The organism is Actinophytocola sp., assembly GCF_036402745.1.
GTDB lineage: Bacteria > Actinomycetota > Actinomycetes > Mycobacteriales > Pseudonocardiaceae > Actinophytocola.
Genome location: NZ_DASWSJ010000128.1, coordinates 1 through 17,279, shown reverse-complemented (window position 1 = coordinate 17,279; position 17,279 = coordinate 1). Strand labels below are relative to the sequence as shown.

The window sequence follows — 17,279 nt, the reverse complement described above, 5'->3', positions numbered from 1 at the left end:
CCTACGTGGACCGCATCGCGTGTGCGGCGAGTCGATGCAAGTGGCCGGCGACGCGTTCGGGGTGCTCGGCCGAGCGGCGGCCGTCCACGATGAACGGGGTGCCGAAGCGGCGTCGCAGCGAGCGGGCGCGCCAGTGGGGACGGCGGGGGTACAGCGCGTCGCCCTGGCGGCTCATGATCCGGACCGTCGGGCCCTTGCGGGTGGCGTCGATCATGTCGATGGCGGGCCACGGTAGGTACACCACCTCCGGCCGGCTGCCCATGCCCGTGCGCACCCAGACGCCGGTGTGGTCGGCGGCCAGCTGTGGGCCGAGCAAGCCCTGGTACTCGCGCACGATGATGACCATGAACCACAGTTGCAGGGCCAGCAACGGGATCAGCGCGAGGAACAGGGCGAACCCGGACCAGACCGCGAGCAACGGGACCGCGAGGACGAGCGCGGACTCGAGCGCCACGCACACCAGCAGCACCACGTAGAGCACCTTGGTACTGCCCTTGCTGCGGACCACGAGCGGCGCGCCCGCGGGAACCTCCGGCGCGAACGTGACCACCGAACTGTTGCCGTACATTTGGTTCCCCCTCGGTCGCCCTGTCCGGTTCCGGGGGATGACGATAGGCGAACGGGCGTCGGCCCGCTGTGCGCCGGCAACGCACCGTCAGGCGCCGGAGACGGCGACCGCCTCGGCGCGGTCGACGAGACCGGCGATGTGCGTGGCGAGCCCGGGCCACAGCTCCCGCGGGAGGCTGTGGGCCATGCCGTCCACGACCACCAGCTCAGCGCCGGGGACGGCGGCCGCCGTGGCCCGCCCGCCGCTGACGTCGCACATGGTGTCGGCGGCGCCGTGCACCACCAGGGTGGGCACCCGCAGCGACCGCAGTCCTCGCGTGCGGTCGCCCGTCGCCACGACCGCGATGCCCTGGCGCTGCATGCCGAGGACGGCGTAACCCCGGTCGTAGATCCGTCCGGCGCGCTCGGCCGCCGCGGCCGCGTCGAACGCGAACCCCGGTGACGCGGCGATCCGCATGGCGCGCACCTGCCACTCGATGAAAGCCTCCCGGTCCTCCGGAGGCGATCCCAGCTCGGCGAACGCCGAGAAGTCGGCCGCACCGACCCCGGGCTCGCCGGTGGTGGACATCATCGACGTCAGCGAACGAACCCGGTCCGGATGCTCGATCGCGACCATCTGGGCGATCATCCCGCCCATCGAGGCGCCGACGAGGTGCACGCTGCCGAACCCGAGCACGTCGAGCAGGCCGACGGTGTCGGCCGCCAGGTCCGACAGCGTGTAGGACGCCGTCGAGAAGTCACCGGCCAGTGCCGCCGCGAAGTCCGGCACGGGCGCGTCGGAGAACTGCGTAGACCGGCCGGCGTCGCGGTTGTCGAACCGGATCACCTGCACGCCGCGGTCCACCAGCTCCTGGCAGAACCCCTCCGGCCAGTTGATCAGCTGCGCGCCGCCCCCCATGATCAGCAGGACCGGCGGTGCGGCGGGGTCACCGAGACGTTCGTAGGCGATCTCGATTCCGGACGGGCCGACATTCAGCGCCTTCAGTTCTGGCATGGCCAAAACGGTAACCAAAGAATGGCAGCGGAAAATCGGCCCGCGGTCCGATGTTTCCCTCTTGCCACGCGAGTTATGGTCAGAGTGGGAGAGGGTTGATCCCCTGCCCGTGGGCCGGTAGCACGACCCACCGACATTCCCGGCCCTCAGCGCCGCCGTCGCGGCCGGTTGTCCACAGCCCAGCCAGTTGTCCACAGCCTGCGGCCTCCCCGCCCCAGCCGCCGGTTCCTCGCGGCAATGTGGGTTCTGACAACGGCACCCGCCGCCCCCGCAGCGAGAGGAACCGGACCATGACGCAGACCACCTCCCACCGTCCACTTCGGACGCCGACGATGCCGCTAGGCCACCCGTGGGATCCGGGTATGGCTTTCTGCGGCGGACGTGACAGAGTCAGGTATGCGCAGCGACATGCGAGATGTGCTGAGGCGCTGGTTGGGCGAGGACGCGCGGGTGGTGGACGGCCTGTCCGACCAGGAGCTGGACCAGCTGCGCGACGCGTTGGTGGCCGCCAGGAAGCGCCAGGCCAGGGCGCTGGCGATAGCCTCGGACGAGGCGTTTCGCCAGATGCCGGCGTTGCTGCGCGGTGCCGTCGGCAAGATCCTGGGGCGCTGACCGATGGGCCGCGACTTAGCCACGCAGGCCGAGCTGGTCAAGCTGGCCCGGGCACTGGGCACCACGCCGGAGGGCGTGGCCTTCGCCGCGTCGCTGCCGCCCGGCGACATCCGCCGGATCCGCGAGCGGGTGGTGGGCGCCCTCTACGACGAGCATCGGGCGGCGTTCCGGCGCATCGCCTCGATCACCAGCGTGCTGCCCACCATGGTCAACGTCCGGATCGCGCTGCGTGCCTTCTCACCGCTGCTGGCGGCCCGGGTCGCCGGCGAGATGGCCCCGGACCGGGCGGCCGAGTTCGCCAACCGAATGCCGGTCGAGTACCTGGCCGAGAGCTGCCTGCACCTCGACCCACGCCGGGCGGCGCCGCTGATCAGCCGCATCCACCCCGATCGCGCCCTGGCGGTCGTCATGGAGCTGGTGGCTCGCGGCGAGTTCATCACCCTGGGCCGCCTGCTGGACGTAGCCACCGAGCAGCTCCTGGTGCACGTGGCGGCGACCGTCCCCGACGAGGCCCTGCTGCGCATAGGCGTCTACGCGGAGTCCGACGCGCAACTCACCCGAGCGGTAGCCGTGCTGCCCCCGCAACGCTTGCGCGCCATAGTCCACCGCGCCCTGGCGGGCCCGACCGACCTGCGCTCAGCCGGCCTGACCCTGATGGGCCGCCTGAAGGACCACCACCTACGCGCCCGCTTGGGCGAGTACGCCGCCGAATCCGACGACGAAACCCTGACCGAGCTCCTCCACACCGCCATGGCCAACGGCGCGGTAGGCGAACTGTTGACGACCGTATCCGCGATGGGCGAGCAAGCCCAACGCCGAGTGCTGGCCCTCCCAGCCTTGGCCGACGACGACACCCTCAAACACCTGATCCAGACCGCCCTCTGACACGAGCCCACTCCACCACCCGACCGCCGCCCGACGTACGCCGTGTCCGCGACCACCACCCCGGCCGGGCGCTCTACCGCCACCGACGCGACGGCAACCCGCGCCAACCTCCGAGCGAGGCGCCGGGCCTCCCATCCGGTCCAGATCATTTACAGGACGGCTAGTCCGCCTCCCCGGGATCAAAAGTGTGCGTTGCGTCCCAGCGAATCGTGCGGGTATCGAGGTGGGTGGTGGCTGGGTGCCGTCACGGTCCCCTGAGGTTCCGGTGGTCGGCGCAGGACTTCACACCATGATCTACGAGACAGGCCTTAGTCCCGCGCCTCGTCCGTGGTCGTGCTCGGGTGGTGGTGGAGCCGGACCTCGGTGATCGCGTTGTGGTCGATCGCCGTGACCTCGATGGTCCAATCCGTGAGGGTGACCCGGTCGCCGGGTGCGGTGGGGATGCGGCCCAGCTCGGTGAGCACGAGCCCGGCGATCGTGGCGTAGTCGCCCTCGGGGCGGTCCGCTATCTCGACGCCCAGGTCGATGAGGTCGTGGATGGGGAACGTCCCGGGCAGGATCAGCGTGCCGTCGGGCTGGGTCCGGACGGCCATGATGTCGGGGTCGGTCTCGTCGTAGATCTCGCCCACGATCTCCTCCAGCAGGTCCTCGAGGGTGACGATCCCGTCGATGGCGCCGTGCTCGTTGGCCACCAGCGCGAACTGCTCGCGCTCGTCCTTGAACCGGCGCAGTGCGTCGGACACCCGGACCGAGTCGGGGAACACGACCGGCGGACGGGCCACATCGGCGAGCGTGCGGTCGTCGTCGAGCAGGTCGCGGAGGGTCACCACGCCGATCACGTCGTCGAGGTGTCCGTCCCGCACGATCGGGGCGCGGGTGTGCCCGGACTCGGCGAGGGCGGTGCGCGCGTCGGCGATCGGCAGGTCGGCGCGGATCGTCAACACGGCACGGCGGGGGACGAGCACCTCGCGCAGCAGGCGCTCGTGGATCTCGAGGGCACCGGTGATGATCGTGCGCTGCTCGGCGTTGAGGCCGCGGTGGCCGACGACGAGGTCGCGCAGCTCCTCGGGACTGAGCTGCTCCTTGGCCGCGTCGGGGTTGCCGCCGAAGATGCGGACGATGAGGTCGGTGGTCTTGCCGAGCGTCCAGATCGCGGGCCGCGAGATCCGGGACAGGAAGTCGAGCGGGCGGGCGACGGCCAGCGCCCACCGCTGGGCGTACTGCATGGCCAGCCGCTTGGGGGCGAGCTCGCCGAAGACGAGCGTGAGGAACGTCAGGACCAGCGTGATCAGCGCGATCGCCACCGGCTGCGCGGCCGCGCCGAGGAAGCTGAACAGCGGCGCGACCGGCGCGGCGAGCGACACGGCCGCGGTGGCCGAGGCGAGGAAGCCGGCGAGGGTGATGCCCACCTGGATCGTCGCGAGGAACCGGTTGGGGTCGCGGGCCAGCCGGACCAGCGTCCGGCCTGCCCGCCCACCGCGCCGCTCCAGCTGCTTCAGCTGGCCCTCGCGCAACGAGATCAGCGCGATCTCGCTGCCCGCGAACACGGCGTTGAGCAGGATCAGGACCCCGACCAGCACGATGTTGAACCAGTAACCGCCCATGTCGGCCCTCGCCCCGATCCGCTGTGTGGCAGGCCGCAACGCTAGCAAGCGCTCACCCCGGGTCCGCGAGTCGTCCCCGCCGGGCCGTCCACTGTGGAATCGGCCCGCCGTGAAGGTGCGCGGCAGCGGGCTCGCCACCGCGGAGGCGGAGGCGGTGGCCGGTGGCCGGTGGCGAACCGGTCCGGGCGCAGGACCGCAGGCCGCACTTGTGACGCGTCCCAGGGTCGGCCCGCGAGCCCTTCCCGGCGGCCGCCGGGGCTGTCCCGAACGCCGCGGCGGCCTAGCCTGAGCCCGTGAGCGAGCGCGTCCGGCGCAATGTCCGCGTCGAGGGGGTCGTCCAAGGCGTCGGCTTTCGGCCGTTCGTCTACGGGCTCGCGACCCGGATCGGGGTGGCCGGGCGGGTCGGCAACGACGTCAGCGGGGTCTTCGTCGAGGTCGAGGGGACGCTGCCGCAGGTCGAGGCGTTCCTGTCGGCGCTGGCCGAGCACCCGCCGCCGCTCGCCGCGATCGAGCGGATCACCACCACCGCCGCGGCGCCGACCGGCGCGGGTGACTTCTCGATCGTCGCGAGTGAGGCGGCCGGGCAGCGGCACACGCTCGTCTCGGCGGACAGCGCCACGTGTGACGACTGCCTGCGCGAGCTCGCCGACGCCGCCGACCGCCGGTTCGGCTACCCGTTCATCAACTGCACGAACTGCGGGCCGCGGTTCACGATCGTGCGTGACGTGCCCTACGACCGCCCGCTGACCACGATGGCCGGCTTCGCGATGTGCGAGCCGTGCGCCGCCGAGTACCACGACCCCACCGACCGTCGCTTCCACGCCCAGCCGACGTGCTGCGCGGACTGCGGTCCCCGGCTGCGCCTCGACGACGACAACGACGACAACGAGAACGACGACGACAACAACGACAACAACAACAACGACGACAACAAGAACGACGACGCAGCCGACGCGCCCGGCACGGAGCCGATCGCGCAGGCCGCCGCACGCCTGAAGGCCGGGCAGGTGCTCGCGATCAAGGGCATCGGCGGCTACCACCTCGCGGTCCTCGCCGGGCACGAGGCCGCCGCGGCCGCGCTGCGCGAGCGAAAGCACCGCGAGGACAAGCCGTTCGCCGTCATGGTGTCCGATGTGGACACCGCGGGGAGGCTGTGCGAGCTGGACCCCGCCGCCGTCGAGCTGCTCACCAGCAGACGCCGGCCGATCGTGCTGCTCACCCGCCGCACCGACGGCGGTACCGCCACCGCCACCGCCACGGACGCCGCCACCAGCAGCGCCCCGGATGCCGCCGCCGGCAGCGCCACCGGCCACCTCGTGGCGCCGTCGGTGGCGCCGGGCAACCGCCAGCTCGGGCTGATGCTGCCCTACACCCCCATGCACCACCTGCTGCTGCGTGCGGTGAACGCGCCGATCGTGCTCACCAGCGGCAACGTGTCCGACGAGCCGATCGCCTACACCGACGACGACGCCCGGCGGCGGCTCGGCGGCATCGCCGAAGGGTTCCTCACCCACGACCGGCCCATCCACATCCGCACCGACGACTCGGTGGTCCGGCCCTTCCGCGGCCGCGAGTCGGTGCTGCGGCGCTCCCGCGGCTACGTCCCCGAGCCGGTCACGCTGCGCTGGCCCGCGCCCCGCCCGATCCTGGCCTGCGGCGCCGAGCTGAAGAACACCTTCTGCCTCGCGAAGGACCGGCACGCCTTCGTGTCCCACCACATCGGCGACCTCGAGAACTACGAGACGCTCCGGTCCTACGTGGAGGGCATCGAGCACTTCGGGCGGCTCTTCGACGTCGACCCCGTGCTGGTGGCGCACGACCTGCACCCGGAGTACCTGTCCACGAAGCACGCCATGGGAATGGAGGCCGGCGACGTCGAGCTGGTCGGCGTGCAGCACCACCACGCGCACATCGCCTCGTGCCTGGCAGACAACGGCGAGCCCGGCCCGGTGCTCGGCGTCGCCTTCGACGGCCTGGGCTACGGCACCGATGGCACCATCTGGGGCGGCGAGTTCCTCCTCGCCGACCTGGCCGGGTTCGAGCGCGTCGGCCACCTCGAGCCCGTCGCGCTGCCCGGTGGCACCGCGGCGATCCGGCAGCCGTGGCGGATGGCCGCGGCCTACCTCGACGTGGCCTACGCGGGCGCGCCGCCGGCCGGGCTCGACGTGCTGCGGCGCAACGAGTCCCGCTGGGCCGACGTGCTCGCGATCGCCCGCGCCGGCACGAGCTCCCCGCCCACCTCCAGCGCCGGCCGGCTGTTCGACGCGGTGTCGGCCCTGCTCGGGCTGCGCGACACGATCAACTACGAGGGGCAGGCGGCCGTCGAGCTGGAGCAGCTGGCGGAACCGGCCGAGCGTGGCTACTACGTGGCGGGCATCGGCGAGGGCACCCGCGTTGCCGGCGCGGACCTCGTGCGCGCGGCGGCGGAGGACCTGCGGGCCGGGGTGGCGCCCGCGGTCATCGCGGCCCGGTTCCACAACGGTGTCGTGGACGCGATCGGGCGCGCCTGTCTGGGGCTCCGCGACACCACCGGGGTGGGGACGGTCGCGCTGTCCGGTGGGGTGTTCCAGAACCTCCTGCTGCTCAACGGATGCGTGGACCGGCTGACCGGCGCCGGCTTCCGGGTGCTCACCCATGGCCGGGTGCCGACCAACGACGGCGGCATCAGCCTCGGGCAGGCCGCCGTCGCCGCCGCGCGGGACCGCGCCGCGCGGGACCGCGGCTGACGCTCACATCCGGCGCATCGCGCGATAGCGCTTGATGTCCGGCACCGCCTGGATGACCACGAGGATCACCAGTGCGACGAGCGCCGCCTTGAACAGTCGACCCAGCATGTCCAGTCCTCTCCTACGACCGTCTCTCCTTGACCTCGGCGAGCAGGGCGTCGAGCGTGGCGTCCCAGGTGGGCAGCGCGTTGCGGCTCTTGAACTCCCGCAGCGCCGCCATGGTGTCCAGCCGCACCCGGAACCAGGCGCTGTCCGGGAAGTGCAGGTCCACCGTCTCCCGCCACACCGACACGGGCAGCGGGAACGCGCTCTCCTTGCTCCACGGCACCTGCTGCACGGACAGCCTGCCGTCGCGCATCCCGAAGACCGTGCCGCTGTAGAGCAGCAGCAGCGGGATCACCCCGTCCTCCAGCGCGCTGAAGTACTTCGTCGCCGCGATCTCCAGGTCGTAGGAGAACGGCAGCGGCAGCGTGTGGGTCACCGCGCCGGTGAAGCCGGGCACCATGGTGGACAGCGTGGTGAGCTGCATCGGCTTCACCGTCTCCGCCCAGCGGTCGGTGTCGCCGAACAGGTCGTGCAGGCCCGCCGCCTCACCGGCCGAGTACCGGCGCCGGTGCGGCTCGATGCGGACCTGGCAGCGCAGCGCGATCGCCTCGACCCGCTCGCCGCTCGTCTCGGTGATGCGCAGCCGCAGGTTCATCGACGGCATCACGGCGTACCGGTCGGCGTCAGCGCCCACGATGTCGAACACGAGCTCCGGCACCGTCACTCCTCGACCATCGGCTCGAACGTCCCCGCGCGGGCCCGTAGCTCCGCGAAGAACCCGTCGATGTGCTCGTGTGCCTCCTGGCCGCCGTCGAAGCCCTTCCAGAACATCCGGACCAGGCCGACGAGCTGGTAGCACAGGTCGATCGGGACGAGGAAGCACTCCACCGAGCCGGCGGCCGAGTGGATCAGGATCGCCTCGACCTCCGGTTCCGCGGCCGCCAGCAGTGGATGCTCGGCGGACAGCTCCGCCCACGCGTCGAGGTCGAGCAGGCACTCGGTCGCGCCGGCCGGGCTCGGGTAGAACGCCGACAGGCCTTCCGCGCCACGGAGGAAGAACACCGCGCCGACCGGGATGCCGAGGCCCTCCCATTCCGCCGTCGTGAGTGGCCGGGCGGGGTCGTGGAGGTGGCGCTCCGGGACCGCGCGGAACCTGCCGCCACCTGCGTCCGGCCGGGTGAACAGCAGGAAGCAGGCGCGGCAGGCACACATCAGCGACCGGTTCTCCGTGTCGACCACGTGCCCGTGCCGGGGCCCGGCCGGTGTGCCGCACAGCTCGCACGTCTCGACCTCGGCCGGCGCCGCCTCGGCGGCAGGCGGGGGCGAGGGTGCCTGGCCGACGAACCGGCGCAGGCCGGGGCCACCACTCACGACGCCACGGCCCTCGGTACGGCGACCCGGACGCCCGCGCTGTCGGCGAGCAGGGGCAGCGGGTCGAGGTGGTGCGCGGCCTCATCGACCCCGCGGCCGGCGAGCCGGACGTTGAACCGCGCGCCGCACGCCGGGCAGGCGAGCAGGTTGCCGTTCAGGGCGCCGTCCGCCAGCGACGAGCCGCAGCCCGCGCACGCGTCCCGGTAGGCGTACAGCGTGCCGCGGACCGAGCACACGAGCACCGCCACCCCGTCCAGCTCGACGACGACCGGCCGGGCCGACGGCGGCCCGATGTCGGGCAGCGTCGCCCAGGCTCCTTCCACCGCGGCCGGCGCGGGCGGGGGCGCCTCGGCGGCGACCCAGCCCGGCGGCGGTCCCATGCCCACCTGGAGCAGGGGAGTGGCCGGCTCCGGCTCGGCCACGCCCGCCACCTCGATGCCGGTGAGCTCGGGTGCCGCGTCCTGGATCGCGCCCTCGATCGCCATCTTCACCGTCAGCGTCGACGACGCGCAGCCCTCACAGCTGCCCTCCAGGCGCAGCTGCGCGACCCCTTCCTCGTCGACGCCGAGGTAGGTGACGCCGCCGGCGTGCGACCCGAGGTAGGGCCGCACCCGGTCGAGCGCCCGCTGGATCCGGGCCTCCACGTCCAGCGGATGCAGGTCGTGGAGCAGGAACAGGCTCTCCACGAGGTCGTCGTCGGCGAGCTTGGTGACGACGGCCGGGTCGAGTGCCGAGACGATCCGGTCCAGCCCCTCGCCGTACATCTCGACGAGGAGGTGGACCAGCTCCTCCGCGGTGTCCTTGTCCCTGCCGGCCTGCAGGCCGGTGAGCAGCTCCTCGATCCGCTCACCGACGGTGCGAGCGTTGCCCGGCATCTCAGTACTCGGCGTTGAACGCGTGCGGGGTGTGCACCTTCGTCAGCGTCTTCCCCGTACCCAGGGACATGTGCACGCCGCAGGGCAGGCACGGGTCGAAGCTGCGGACCGCGCGCATGATGTCGATGCCCTTGAAGTTCTCCGGCGGGTTCTCCTCGAAGATCGGCGTGTTCTGCACGGCGTCCTCGTACGGGCCGGGCGTGCCGTAGGTGTCGCGCACGCTGCCGTTCCACGGCGTCGGCGGGTACGGGTGGTAGTTCGCGATCTTGCCGCCCCTGATCACCATGTGGTGCGACAGCACACCGCGGACCGCCTCGGTGAAGCCGACGCTCACGCCCTCGTCGGGAACCTTGAACGGCTCCCACGTCTTCGTGTGGCCCGCGCGGATCTCGGCGAGCGCCTTCTGGACGAAGGTGAGCGCCAGCGCCGCGGAGTAGGCCTGGAAGTACGTGCGCGCCCGGTTGCGCTCGATGGCGTTGCTCCACTGTGGAATTTTCCACTCGAACTGCACCTCGGGCTTGGTCGCGCTCCTGGGGAGCGAGATCTTCACGCTGTGCCCGGTCGCCTGGATGTACTCGGTGTTGACGAGCCCGGCCAGCGCGGTGGACCACAGGCGGGCGATGGGGCCGCCGCCGGTGTCGAGCGCGAGGTGCTCCTTGCCGTCGAACCAGCGCGGGGACATGGTCCAGGAGTACTTGTCGTCGAAGTCGCGCTTGGCCGGCCGCGGGATCGTGTGCTGGTTCCAGGGGTGCCGGCGGTCCACCGGGTTGCCCAGCGGGTCGCGGTTGACGAACATCTCCTGGTCCTCCCAGTCCTCGTAGAACGAGTGTCCCAAGAGGATCCGGATGCCGAGGTTGATGTCCAGGAGGCTGGTGGTGACGAGCTTGCCGTCGACGACCACACCCGGGGTGACGTACATCTTGCGACCCCAGGACTCCATGTTCTGGTAGGTGAAGTCGCAGTACTCGGGGTCGTTGAGGCTGCCCCAGCAGCCCAGCAGGATCCGGCGCTGGCCGACCTTCTCGTAGCCCGGCAGGGCCTCGTAGAAGAAGTCGAACAGGTCGTCGTGCATCGGCACCACGCGCTTCATGAACTCGACGTAGCGCATGAGCCGGGTGAGGTAGTCGGTGAACAGCTGCACCGTCGCCACCGTCCCGACCCCACCGGGGTACAAAGTGGACGGGTGGACGTGCCGGCCCTCCATGAGGCAGAACATCTCCCTGGTGTAGCGGGAGACCTGCAGTGCCTCGCGGTAGAACTCGCCCTCCAGTGGGTTGAGCGACCGCATGATGTCGCCGATGGTCTTGTACCCGTGGTCGCCGGCGTGTGGCGACTCGGTGCGGTTGGCGAGCTCCAGCACGCCGGGGTTGGTCTCGGCGACCATCTTCTCGCAGTAGTCGACCCCGACCAGGTTCTCCTGGAAGATGTTGTGGTCGAACATGTACTCGGCGGCCTCGCCGAGGTTGATGATCCACTCACCGAGGTGCGGGGGCCGCACGCCGTAGGCCATGTTCTGGTTGTAGACCGAGCACGTCGCGTGGTTGTCGCCGCAGATGCCGCAGATCCGGCTGGTGATGAAGTGCGCGTCGCGCGGGTCCTTGCCCTTCATGAAGATGCTGTACCCGCGGAAGATCGAGGAGGTGCTGTGACACTCGACCACTTCCTTCGCGGCGAAGTCGATCTTGGTGTAGATACCCAGGCTGCCCACGATCCTGGTTACCGGGTCCCAGGCCATCTCGACGATCTGCCGCTTCGCGGCCTCGTCGACGCGCTCCCGTTCCGTGGCCTTAGTCATCGTTGACCTTCCTCACCAGGTTGACTTGTAGCCGGTCAGAAGTTCGTTCCCCTTGGCCCGCCACTTCGGTTCCTCGTCGACCGTCCTCATCGTGAACCCGCGCAGCGCGCGGATGACCGTGCCGTACATGCCGCTCGCCGCGGAGGAGACCTTCGCGCCGGGCGGCTCGTCCATGAACGGCATGAACTTGTCCGGGAAACCCGGCATGGTGCAGGCGATGCAGATGCCGCCGACGTTGGGACAGCCGCCCACGCCGTTGATCCAGCCGCGCTTCGGGACGTTGCACTTCACCACCGGGCCCCAGCAGCCGAGCTTCACCAGGCACTTCTCCGAGCCGTACTCCTTGGCGAACTCGCCCTGCTCGTAGTAGCCGGCGCGGTCGCATCCTTCGTGGACGGTCGCGCTGAAGAGCCACTTCGGGCGCAGCGCCTCGTCGAGCGGGATCATCGGCGCCTGGCCCGCGGCCTGGTAGAGCAGGTAGAGGATCGTCTCGGACAGGTTGTCCGGGTGAACCGGGCAGCCGGGCACGCACACGATCGGCAGGCCGGCCTTGGACTTCCAGTCCCAGCCGAGGTAGTCGGGCACGCCCATCGCGCCGGTCGGGTTGCCGGCCATGGCGTGGATGCCGCCGTAGGTGGCGCACGTGCCGACCGCGAGGATCGCCAACGCCTTGGGGGCCAGGCGGTCCAGCCACTCGCTCGTGGTCATCGGCTGGCCCGTGGCGGGGTTGTTGCCGAAGCCCGACCAGTAGCCCTCGGACTTGATGGCCTCGTTGGGCACCGAGCCCTCGACGACGAGCACGAAGGGGTCGAGCTCGCCGCGGTCGGCCTTGTGCCACCACTCGATGAACGTGTCGGCGCCCGTCTCGGGCCCGCACTCGAAGTCGATCAGCGGCCAGTGCACCGCGATCTTCGGCAGCCCTGGCAACGCACCCAGCACGATCTCCTCGATGCTCGGCTGCGTCGCCGCCGTCAAGGCGACCGAGTCCCCGTCACACCCCAACCCGCCGTTCATCCACAGGATGTGGACAACCGGTTCGTCCTCTTCGGACTTCGGGACTCGTGTGCCGGCATCCGTTGATGCGGTCATGACTGGTCACCCTTTCGCTTCGGCCGCAACCTCCGCACGATCAAGCGCGTCGAGCGTCAGCTCCCACAGCGTGTGGTAGATGGTGGTCTGTGCCTCCTGGACCCGGTGCACCGACGGCGACGGCACCACGAAGAGATGGTCGATGCTGTCCAGCTCCGCCATCTTGCCGCCGTCGTAGCCCGCGATGCCCACCGTGAGCAGGCCTCTCCGGCCGGCCTCGTCGAAGGCCCGCAACAGGTTCGCCGAGTTGCCACTGGTGGACAACCCGACCGCGATGTCCGTGCTCCTGGCGAAGGCGGCCACCTGCCGGGCGAACACCACGTCGAAGCCGACATCGTTGCTCAACGCGGTGATCACCGCGATGTCGTTGGTCAGCCCGAACGCCGGCAGTGGCCGCGAGTCGTCCGCCGGGCTGAGGAACAGGCTCGCCAGGTCCTGCGCGTCGGTGGAGCTGCCGCCGTTGCCGAACGTGAGCAGGCGCCCGCCCGCGGCGAACCGCTCGGCCATCTCGGCCGCGCACGCCACGAGCCGCTCCCCGTCCCGCTCGAGCACCAGAGCCCGCAGCTCGATGATCTCCCGCGCCTTGTCCACAGTGGAGCGACGGACCTGCTCGAGGACCGAGTCCACATCGGAGGAGTCGGCGTAGAGGAACGGGTAGAGGGACTGGACGTCCCGGGACGGCTCACCGGTCACGGCCCACCTCCCGGGAGCACGGCGATGGCCTCGCTGGCGTGGACGAGGATCGTGTCGCCGACCTTAGCGCTCACCAGCGCGACGCTCACCTCTTCGGGGCCGCGCTCGGTGGCGACCTCCGCAAGCTCGTCGTCGAGCAGGCGCAGCACGGTTACCGGTACGGCCTGGTCCGAGCAGGTGATGCAGACCTCGTCGGTGCACGCGGGGACCTCGGGGTAGGCGTCCATCAGCGCAGCACCCCCGGGTCGAGTACCCCCGGCTGCTCGAAGAACACGTGCACCAGCTCCCACAGGACGTGGTACATGGTCACGTGCACCTCCTTGACCACCCGTGGGTCGGTCGTCGCGGCGGTCAGCACGTGGTCGGCGAACCCGCTCGCGGCGATCGTGCCGCCGTCGCCGCCGAGCAGCGCGACGGTGAGCATGCCGAGTTCGCGCGCCTGCCGGAGTCCACGTAGGACATTGCGGCAGTCGCCGTCGGCGGACAGCCCGAGCGCGATGTCCGCGGGCTCGGCCAGCAACCGGATCTGGTGCGCGAAGATCTCCTCGAGGCCCACCCTGTTGGCGATGCCGGTCACGGTCGCCACGTCGGCGGTCAGCGACACCGCGGGCAGGGCCCGCTTCCCGACGATCACCGGGTGGACGAACTCGACCGCCACGTGCTGCGCGTCGGTGCTGGGCCCGCCGTTGCCGAACACGACGAGTTTTCCGTTGCGGTGGAACCGTTCGGCCATCGCGTGACAGGTGCGCGCGACCTCGGCGGCCTGCTGGGCGAGATCGTTCAGCGGGGCCACGCGCCGGGCGAAAAGCTCGTCGACGCGAACCGGAACATGAACCGATGACACCTTCGTCATTGGTCAACACCTCTGATGTGGTGGAAGAGGTAGTCAGCGAACTCCGGGGCTGGACCAGTTAGCCTCCATCGGCGGCAATGGGCCGGCCACGCCGGCGGATCCGACCCGGCGCGGCAAAGCCGGTCGGTATCTCCGGGCCGAGCACGCCGGCGGCGCGCCCGGCCTCTTCGAGCACGGGCTGGACCGCCCGCACCGGCGGCCGGCCGTCGTGGTCCGGCTGCCAGCAGTGCGGGTCCTCGGCCAACCCCAGTAGGTAGGTGACGGTGCACTCCAGCGACTCGGCGAGGTCCGGCAACAACCCGAGATCGAGCCCGCGGCCGTTCTCCATCGAGCTGAGCGCCCGGTTGGTGGTGCGGCTCCCCTGGCTGGCGAGTCGTCCGACGACTTCGCGTTGCGTGAGCCCAAGCGTGCGCCTTCGCTCACGCATTCTCTGGGCGCACACCCAATGTCGCTCGCGCGCCGGTTCCGGGCTAGGAGCACTCATCGGACACCTCTGTCCTGAGGAACGACACAAGTGTTCGCCGCTTTTCCCATCACGTCAATGAGCTATTGTGGAAGATGCCTCCGGATCGGGCATTTCCGCCAGTGGATATATCTCATAGCGGGCAAAGTTGTACACGGGTGAAGTGGCGAGCAGCCTTTCGAGCTCCTCGTTCGAGTCGACCTCGTAGATCCATGCGCCGCCGTGCTGCCCGACCAGATGATATCGAGCCACGACGGTGCCCCGCTCCTCGAGTGGCTTGGCGTAGCGCGGCATCCGGGCCACGGCCGCGGCCATCTCGCTGGACAACAGCGACAGCTCCATCCGCCACAACACCAGGAACTTCATGACACAGGCCCGGAAAGATCGACCTCGGCCTCCACCTCGACCGGGTCGGCGAGCCGGAGCGCGCCGAAGAACGCCGTGTACGGCGCGATCCCGTACTCCGACTGCACGACCGTCCCGGTGGCCCGGTACCGGCCGGCACCCAGCTCGGTGACGGTCAGCTCCAGCGGACGAGTCGCACCGCGCACCGTGAGTTTTCCCGTGATCACACCGGATTCGCTGACCCTCTCCGAGGTGAACCGGGCGTGCGGCCGACGGTCCGCGTCGAGCAGCCTGCGCGCGGTGCGCGCGATGTCGCGCTTGTCCCTTTCGGACAGTGGCAGCACCCCGCCGGTGCCCTCGAGCACGCGCAGGGTGGCGAGCTCGGCGGTGACGTCGACCGTGCTGGCGACCGGGTCATCGGCCGCCAGCACCTCCCCTGACCAGCGGCCCACCTCGACCGTGAGGTCGTGGCCGACGTTCGAGGCCAGGCCCCGCCGGGCAGTGCGCAGGATGAGCCGGCCGCTGTCCGGTCCGACGCGGTGCGTTCTGCCCGACGACATGAAAACACCGTAGGCCCACCCGCACACCTGGTACAGCCCAATCACGAAATCGCGGATTCCGCGATTTCCGGACTCGATATTCGGGATATCTTTTCGCGTTGCGTCAGGACAGCGGCGTGTCGCCGAACTCCTCCTGGATACGGCGCAGGTCACGCAGGCGCGGCTCGGTCTCCCCGCCCACCCACCGGCTCACCGTCTTCACCGATACACCCAGCTGCCTGGCCGCCTGTTCCTGGGTCAGGCCGTTCCTCCGCAGCACCTCCGACATCCAGTCGGCGAACGTCTCGGGGGTCCGCGGCCCGGTCGCCGGCACGGGCAGCGGCACGCCGCTCAGCTGCCGCAGCTCCGGCTCCTCCGCCAGACCCGGATGCGAGTGCAGGACGTCCACCTCGACGTGCTCGGGGAAGATCCGGAAGGAGATCTGAATCGTGCCCGTCGGCCCGGCGGCGTCCAGCAAGGCCCGGAACACCGTCTGGCTCACCGCACTGTTGTCCGCATCGGACAGTGGCGAGTCGGCGAGGCACCTGCGTACGAATTCCCGGATTTCCGGAATCGACGACGGGCGCGCGGGAAATGTTCTCGACAGCACCACGACCGGCAGGACCTCGAGCTGCTCATCGTGCGGGTCGTCCCTGGGCTCCGTCACGTCTTCCCACCCATCGCCCCCTGTGGTGCAGCGAGCCTACCTCGCATAACCCGCCCACCGAACCGCAGGACGGAGCAAGAGCGAGGCGGAGAATGAATTCGATCAAGGCCCGGACATTTCTGTCCGGCGCACTCTTGCTGCCACCGATCATCCGGTCTACCGTTCTTTTCGGGCCACTGTGACCCACAGCAATCATGGCTGTGAGGAGGCTTCCATGTCGACGGTCGAAACCGAGCCGGTGGTTCATATTCTGTGGATGAACGGCGGGTTGGGGTGTGACGGCGACTCGGTCGCCTTGACGGCGGCGACGCAGCCGAGCATCGAGGAGATCGTGCTGGGTGCGTTGCCAGGGCTGCCGAAGATCGCGGTGCACTGGCCGCTGATCGACTACGAGTGCGGGCCCGAGACGGGTGCCGACACGTTCATCGAGTGGTGGCACAAGGCCGACCGCGGCGAGCTGGAACCGTTCGTGCTGGTGGTGGAGGGCTCGATCCCGAACGAGGCGATCAAGTCCGAGGGCTACTGGTGCGGGTTCGGCAACAACCCGGCGACCGGCCAGCCGATCACCACCAGCGAGTGGCTCGACCGGCTCGCGCCCAAGGCACTCCTGGTGCTGGCGGTGGGCACCTGCGCGACCTACGGCGGCATCCACGCGATGGCCGGCAACCCGACCGGTGCGATGGGTGTGCCGGACTACCTCGGCTGGGACTGGAAGTCCAAGGCGGGCATCCCGATCGTGTGCGTGCCGGGCTGCCCGATCCAGGGCGACAACCTGTCGGAGACGATCCTCTACCTGCTCTACCAGGTGGCCGGTCAGGCGCCGATGATCCCGCTGGACTCCGAGCTGCGGCCGCGGTGGCTGTTCGAGGCCACCGTGCACGAGGGTTGCGACCGCGCGGGCTACTACGAGCAGGGTGACTTCGCCACCGAGTACGGCTCGCCCAAGTGCCTGGTGAAGCTCGGCTGCTGGGGCCCGGTGGTGAAGTGCAACGTGCCCAAGCGGGGCTGGATCAACGGCGTGGGCGGCTGCCCGAATGTCGGCGGGATCTGCATCGGCTGCACGATGCCCGGCTTCCCCGACCAGTTCATGCCGTTCATGGACGCCCCACCGGGATCCCGCGTGTCCGCGACGGGCAGCAAGATCTACGGCGGCGTG

Annotated in this window: 20 protein-coding genes; 4 read left to right on the top strand and 16 right to left on the bottom strand. The window is 70.3% G+C overall.

Annotated elements, in window-relative coordinates; genetic code table 11:
* Window position 1: 1 nt before the first annotated feature.
* The gene (locus VGD70_RS12690; protein ID WP_331081341.1) at window positions 2–568 is read right to left on the bottom strand and encodes a hypothetical protein; all 567 of its coding nucleotides are present in this window, start codon (window positions 566–568) and stop codon (window positions 2–4) included.
* An 87-nt stretch (window positions 569–655) separates the two neighbouring features.
* The gene (locus tag VGD70_RS12685) at window positions 656–1,561 is read right to left on the bottom strand and encodes an alpha/beta hydrolase (protein ID WP_331081340.1); all 906 of its coding nucleotides are present in this window, start codon (window positions 1,559–1,561) and stop codon (window positions 656–658) included.
* 408 nt (window positions 1,562–1,969) lie between these two features.
* On the opposite strand from VGD70_RS12685, the gene VGD70_RS12680 reads away from it, so the two are divergent.
* Window positions 1,970–2,173 (top strand): hypothetical protein, encoded by a 204-nt coding sequence (locus VGD70_RS12680; RefSeq protein WP_331081338.1) that lies wholly within the window; start codon window positions 1,970–1,972, stop codon window positions 2,171–2,173.
* Window positions 2,174–2,176: 3 nt separating this feature from the next.
* The gene (locus VGD70_RS12675) at window positions 2,177–3,058 is read left to right on the top strand and encodes a hypothetical protein (RefSeq protein WP_331081336.1); all 882 of its coding nucleotides are present in this window, start codon (window positions 2,177–2,179) and stop codon (window positions 3,056–3,058) included.
* A 308-nt stretch (window positions 3,059–3,366) separates the two neighbouring features.
* On the opposite strand, the gene VGD70_RS12670 is transcribed toward VGD70_RS12675, so the two are convergent.
* Complete coding sequence (locus tag VGD70_RS12670) at window positions 3,367–4,662, bottom strand: hemolysin family protein (RefSeq protein WP_331081334.1); 1,296 nt, start codon at window positions 4,660–4,662, stop codon at window positions 3,367–3,369.
* 293 nt (window positions 4,663–4,955) lie between these two features.
* Here VGD70_RS12670 and VGD70_RS12665 point away from each other — a divergent pair, with 293 nt between their 5' ends.
* The gene (locus VGD70_RS12665; protein ID WP_331081332.1) at window positions 4,956–7,388 is read left to right on the top strand and encodes a carbamoyltransferase HypF; all 2,433 of its coding nucleotides are present in this window, start codon (window positions 4,956–4,958) and stop codon (window positions 7,386–7,388) included.
* Between the two features lie 3 nt (window positions 7,389–7,391).
* On the opposite strand, the gene VGD70_RS36945 is transcribed toward VGD70_RS12665, so the two are convergent.
* The 13 genes from VGD70_RS36945 to VGD70_RS12605 all read right to left on the bottom strand — a co-directional run bounded on the left by VGD70_RS36945 (window position 7,392) and on the right by VGD70_RS12605 (window position 16,123).
* Window positions 7,392–7,496, bottom strand: a complete 105-nt coding sequence (locus VGD70_RS36945) for a DUF6893 family small protein (RefSeq protein WP_414637951.1) — start codon at window positions 7,494–7,496, stop codon at window positions 7,392–7,394.
* Between the two features lie 13 nt (window positions 7,497–7,509).
* Window positions 7,510–8,151, bottom strand: a complete 642-nt coding sequence (locus VGD70_RS12660) for a DUF6084 family protein (RefSeq protein WP_331081330.1) — start codon at window positions 8,149–8,151, stop codon at window positions 7,510–7,512.
* Between the two features lie 2 nt (window positions 8,152–8,153).
* Window positions 8,154–8,804 carry a DUF5947 family protein gene (locus VGD70_RS12655; protein WP_331081328.1) on the bottom strand — a complete coding sequence of 217 codons (651 nt, stop codon included), beginning with the start codon at window positions 8,802–8,804 and terminating at the stop codon, window positions 8,154–8,156.
* The gene (locus VGD70_RS12650) at window positions 8,801–9,679 is read right to left on the bottom strand and encodes a NifU family protein (protein WP_331081326.1); all 879 of its coding nucleotides are present in this window, start codon (window positions 9,677–9,679) and stop codon (window positions 8,801–8,803) included. Before VGD70_RS12650 ends, VGD70_RS12655 begins: the two co-directional genes overlap by 4 nt.
* A 1-nt stretch (window position 9,680) precedes the next feature.
* Window positions 9,681–11,474 (bottom strand): nickel-dependent hydrogenase large subunit, encoded by a 1,794-nt coding sequence (locus VGD70_RS12645; protein WP_331081324.1) that lies wholly within the window; start codon window positions 11,472–11,474, stop codon window positions 9,681–9,683.
* A 12-nt stretch (window positions 11,475–11,486) separates the two neighbouring features.
* The gene (locus VGD70_RS12640) at window positions 11,487–12,563 is read right to left on the bottom strand and encodes a hydrogenase expression protein HypE (protein WP_331081322.1); all 1,077 of its coding nucleotides are present in this window, start codon (window positions 12,561–12,563) and stop codon (window positions 11,487–11,489) included.
* Window positions 12,564–12,569: 6 nt separating this feature from the next.
* A complete protein-coding gene (locus VGD70_RS12635; protein WP_331081320.1) occupies window positions 12,570–13,256 on the bottom strand; it encodes an SIS domain-containing protein in 687 nt (228 codons plus the stop codon).
* Complete coding sequence (locus VGD70_RS12630) at window positions 13,253–13,483, bottom strand: HypC/HybG/HupF family hydrogenase formation chaperone (RefSeq protein WP_331081318.1); 231 nt, start codon at window positions 13,481–13,483, stop codon at window positions 13,253–13,255. The genes VGD70_RS12635 and VGD70_RS12630 overlap by 4 nt, the downstream gene beginning before the upstream one ends.
* On the bottom strand, window positions 13,483–14,109 hold the full coding sequence (locus VGD70_RS12625) for an SIS domain-containing protein (RefSeq protein WP_331081316.1): 627 nt from the start codon (window positions 14,107–14,109) through the stop codon (window positions 13,483–13,485). The genes VGD70_RS12630 and VGD70_RS12625 overlap by 1 nt, the downstream gene beginning before the upstream one ends.
* 58 nt (window positions 14,110–14,167) lie before the next feature.
* On the bottom strand, window positions 14,168–14,536 hold the full coding sequence (locus VGD70_RS12620; protein ID WP_331081315.1) for a hypothetical protein: 369 nt from the start codon (window positions 14,534–14,536) through the stop codon (window positions 14,168–14,170).
* A gap of 111 nt (window positions 14,537–14,647) precedes the next feature.
* The gene (locus tag VGD70_RS12615; protein ID WP_331081313.1) at window positions 14,648–14,938 is read right to left on the bottom strand and encodes a muconolactone Delta-isomerase family protein; all 291 of its coding nucleotides are present in this window, start codon (window positions 14,936–14,938) and stop codon (window positions 14,648–14,650) included.
* Window positions 14,935–15,477: a YceI family protein gene (locus VGD70_RS12610; protein ID WP_331081311.1), complete on the bottom strand. Its 543-nt coding sequence runs from the start codon at window positions 15,475–15,477 to the stop codon at window positions 14,935–14,937. Before VGD70_RS12610 ends, VGD70_RS12615 begins: the two co-directional genes overlap by 4 nt.
* A gap of 103 nt (window positions 15,478–15,580) precedes the next feature.
* Window positions 15,581–16,123 (bottom strand): helix-turn-helix domain-containing protein, encoded by a 543-nt coding sequence (locus VGD70_RS12605; RefSeq protein ID WP_331081309.1) that lies wholly within the window; start codon window positions 16,121–16,123, stop codon window positions 15,581–15,583.
* 214 nt (window positions 16,124–16,337) lie between these two features.
* On the opposite strand from VGD70_RS12605, the gene VGD70_RS12600 reads away from it, so the two are divergent.
* Window positions 16,338–17,279: hydrogenase expression protein HypE (locus tag VGD70_RS12600; protein WP_331081308.1), on the top strand; the 942-nt coding region annotated here is incomplete at its 3' end.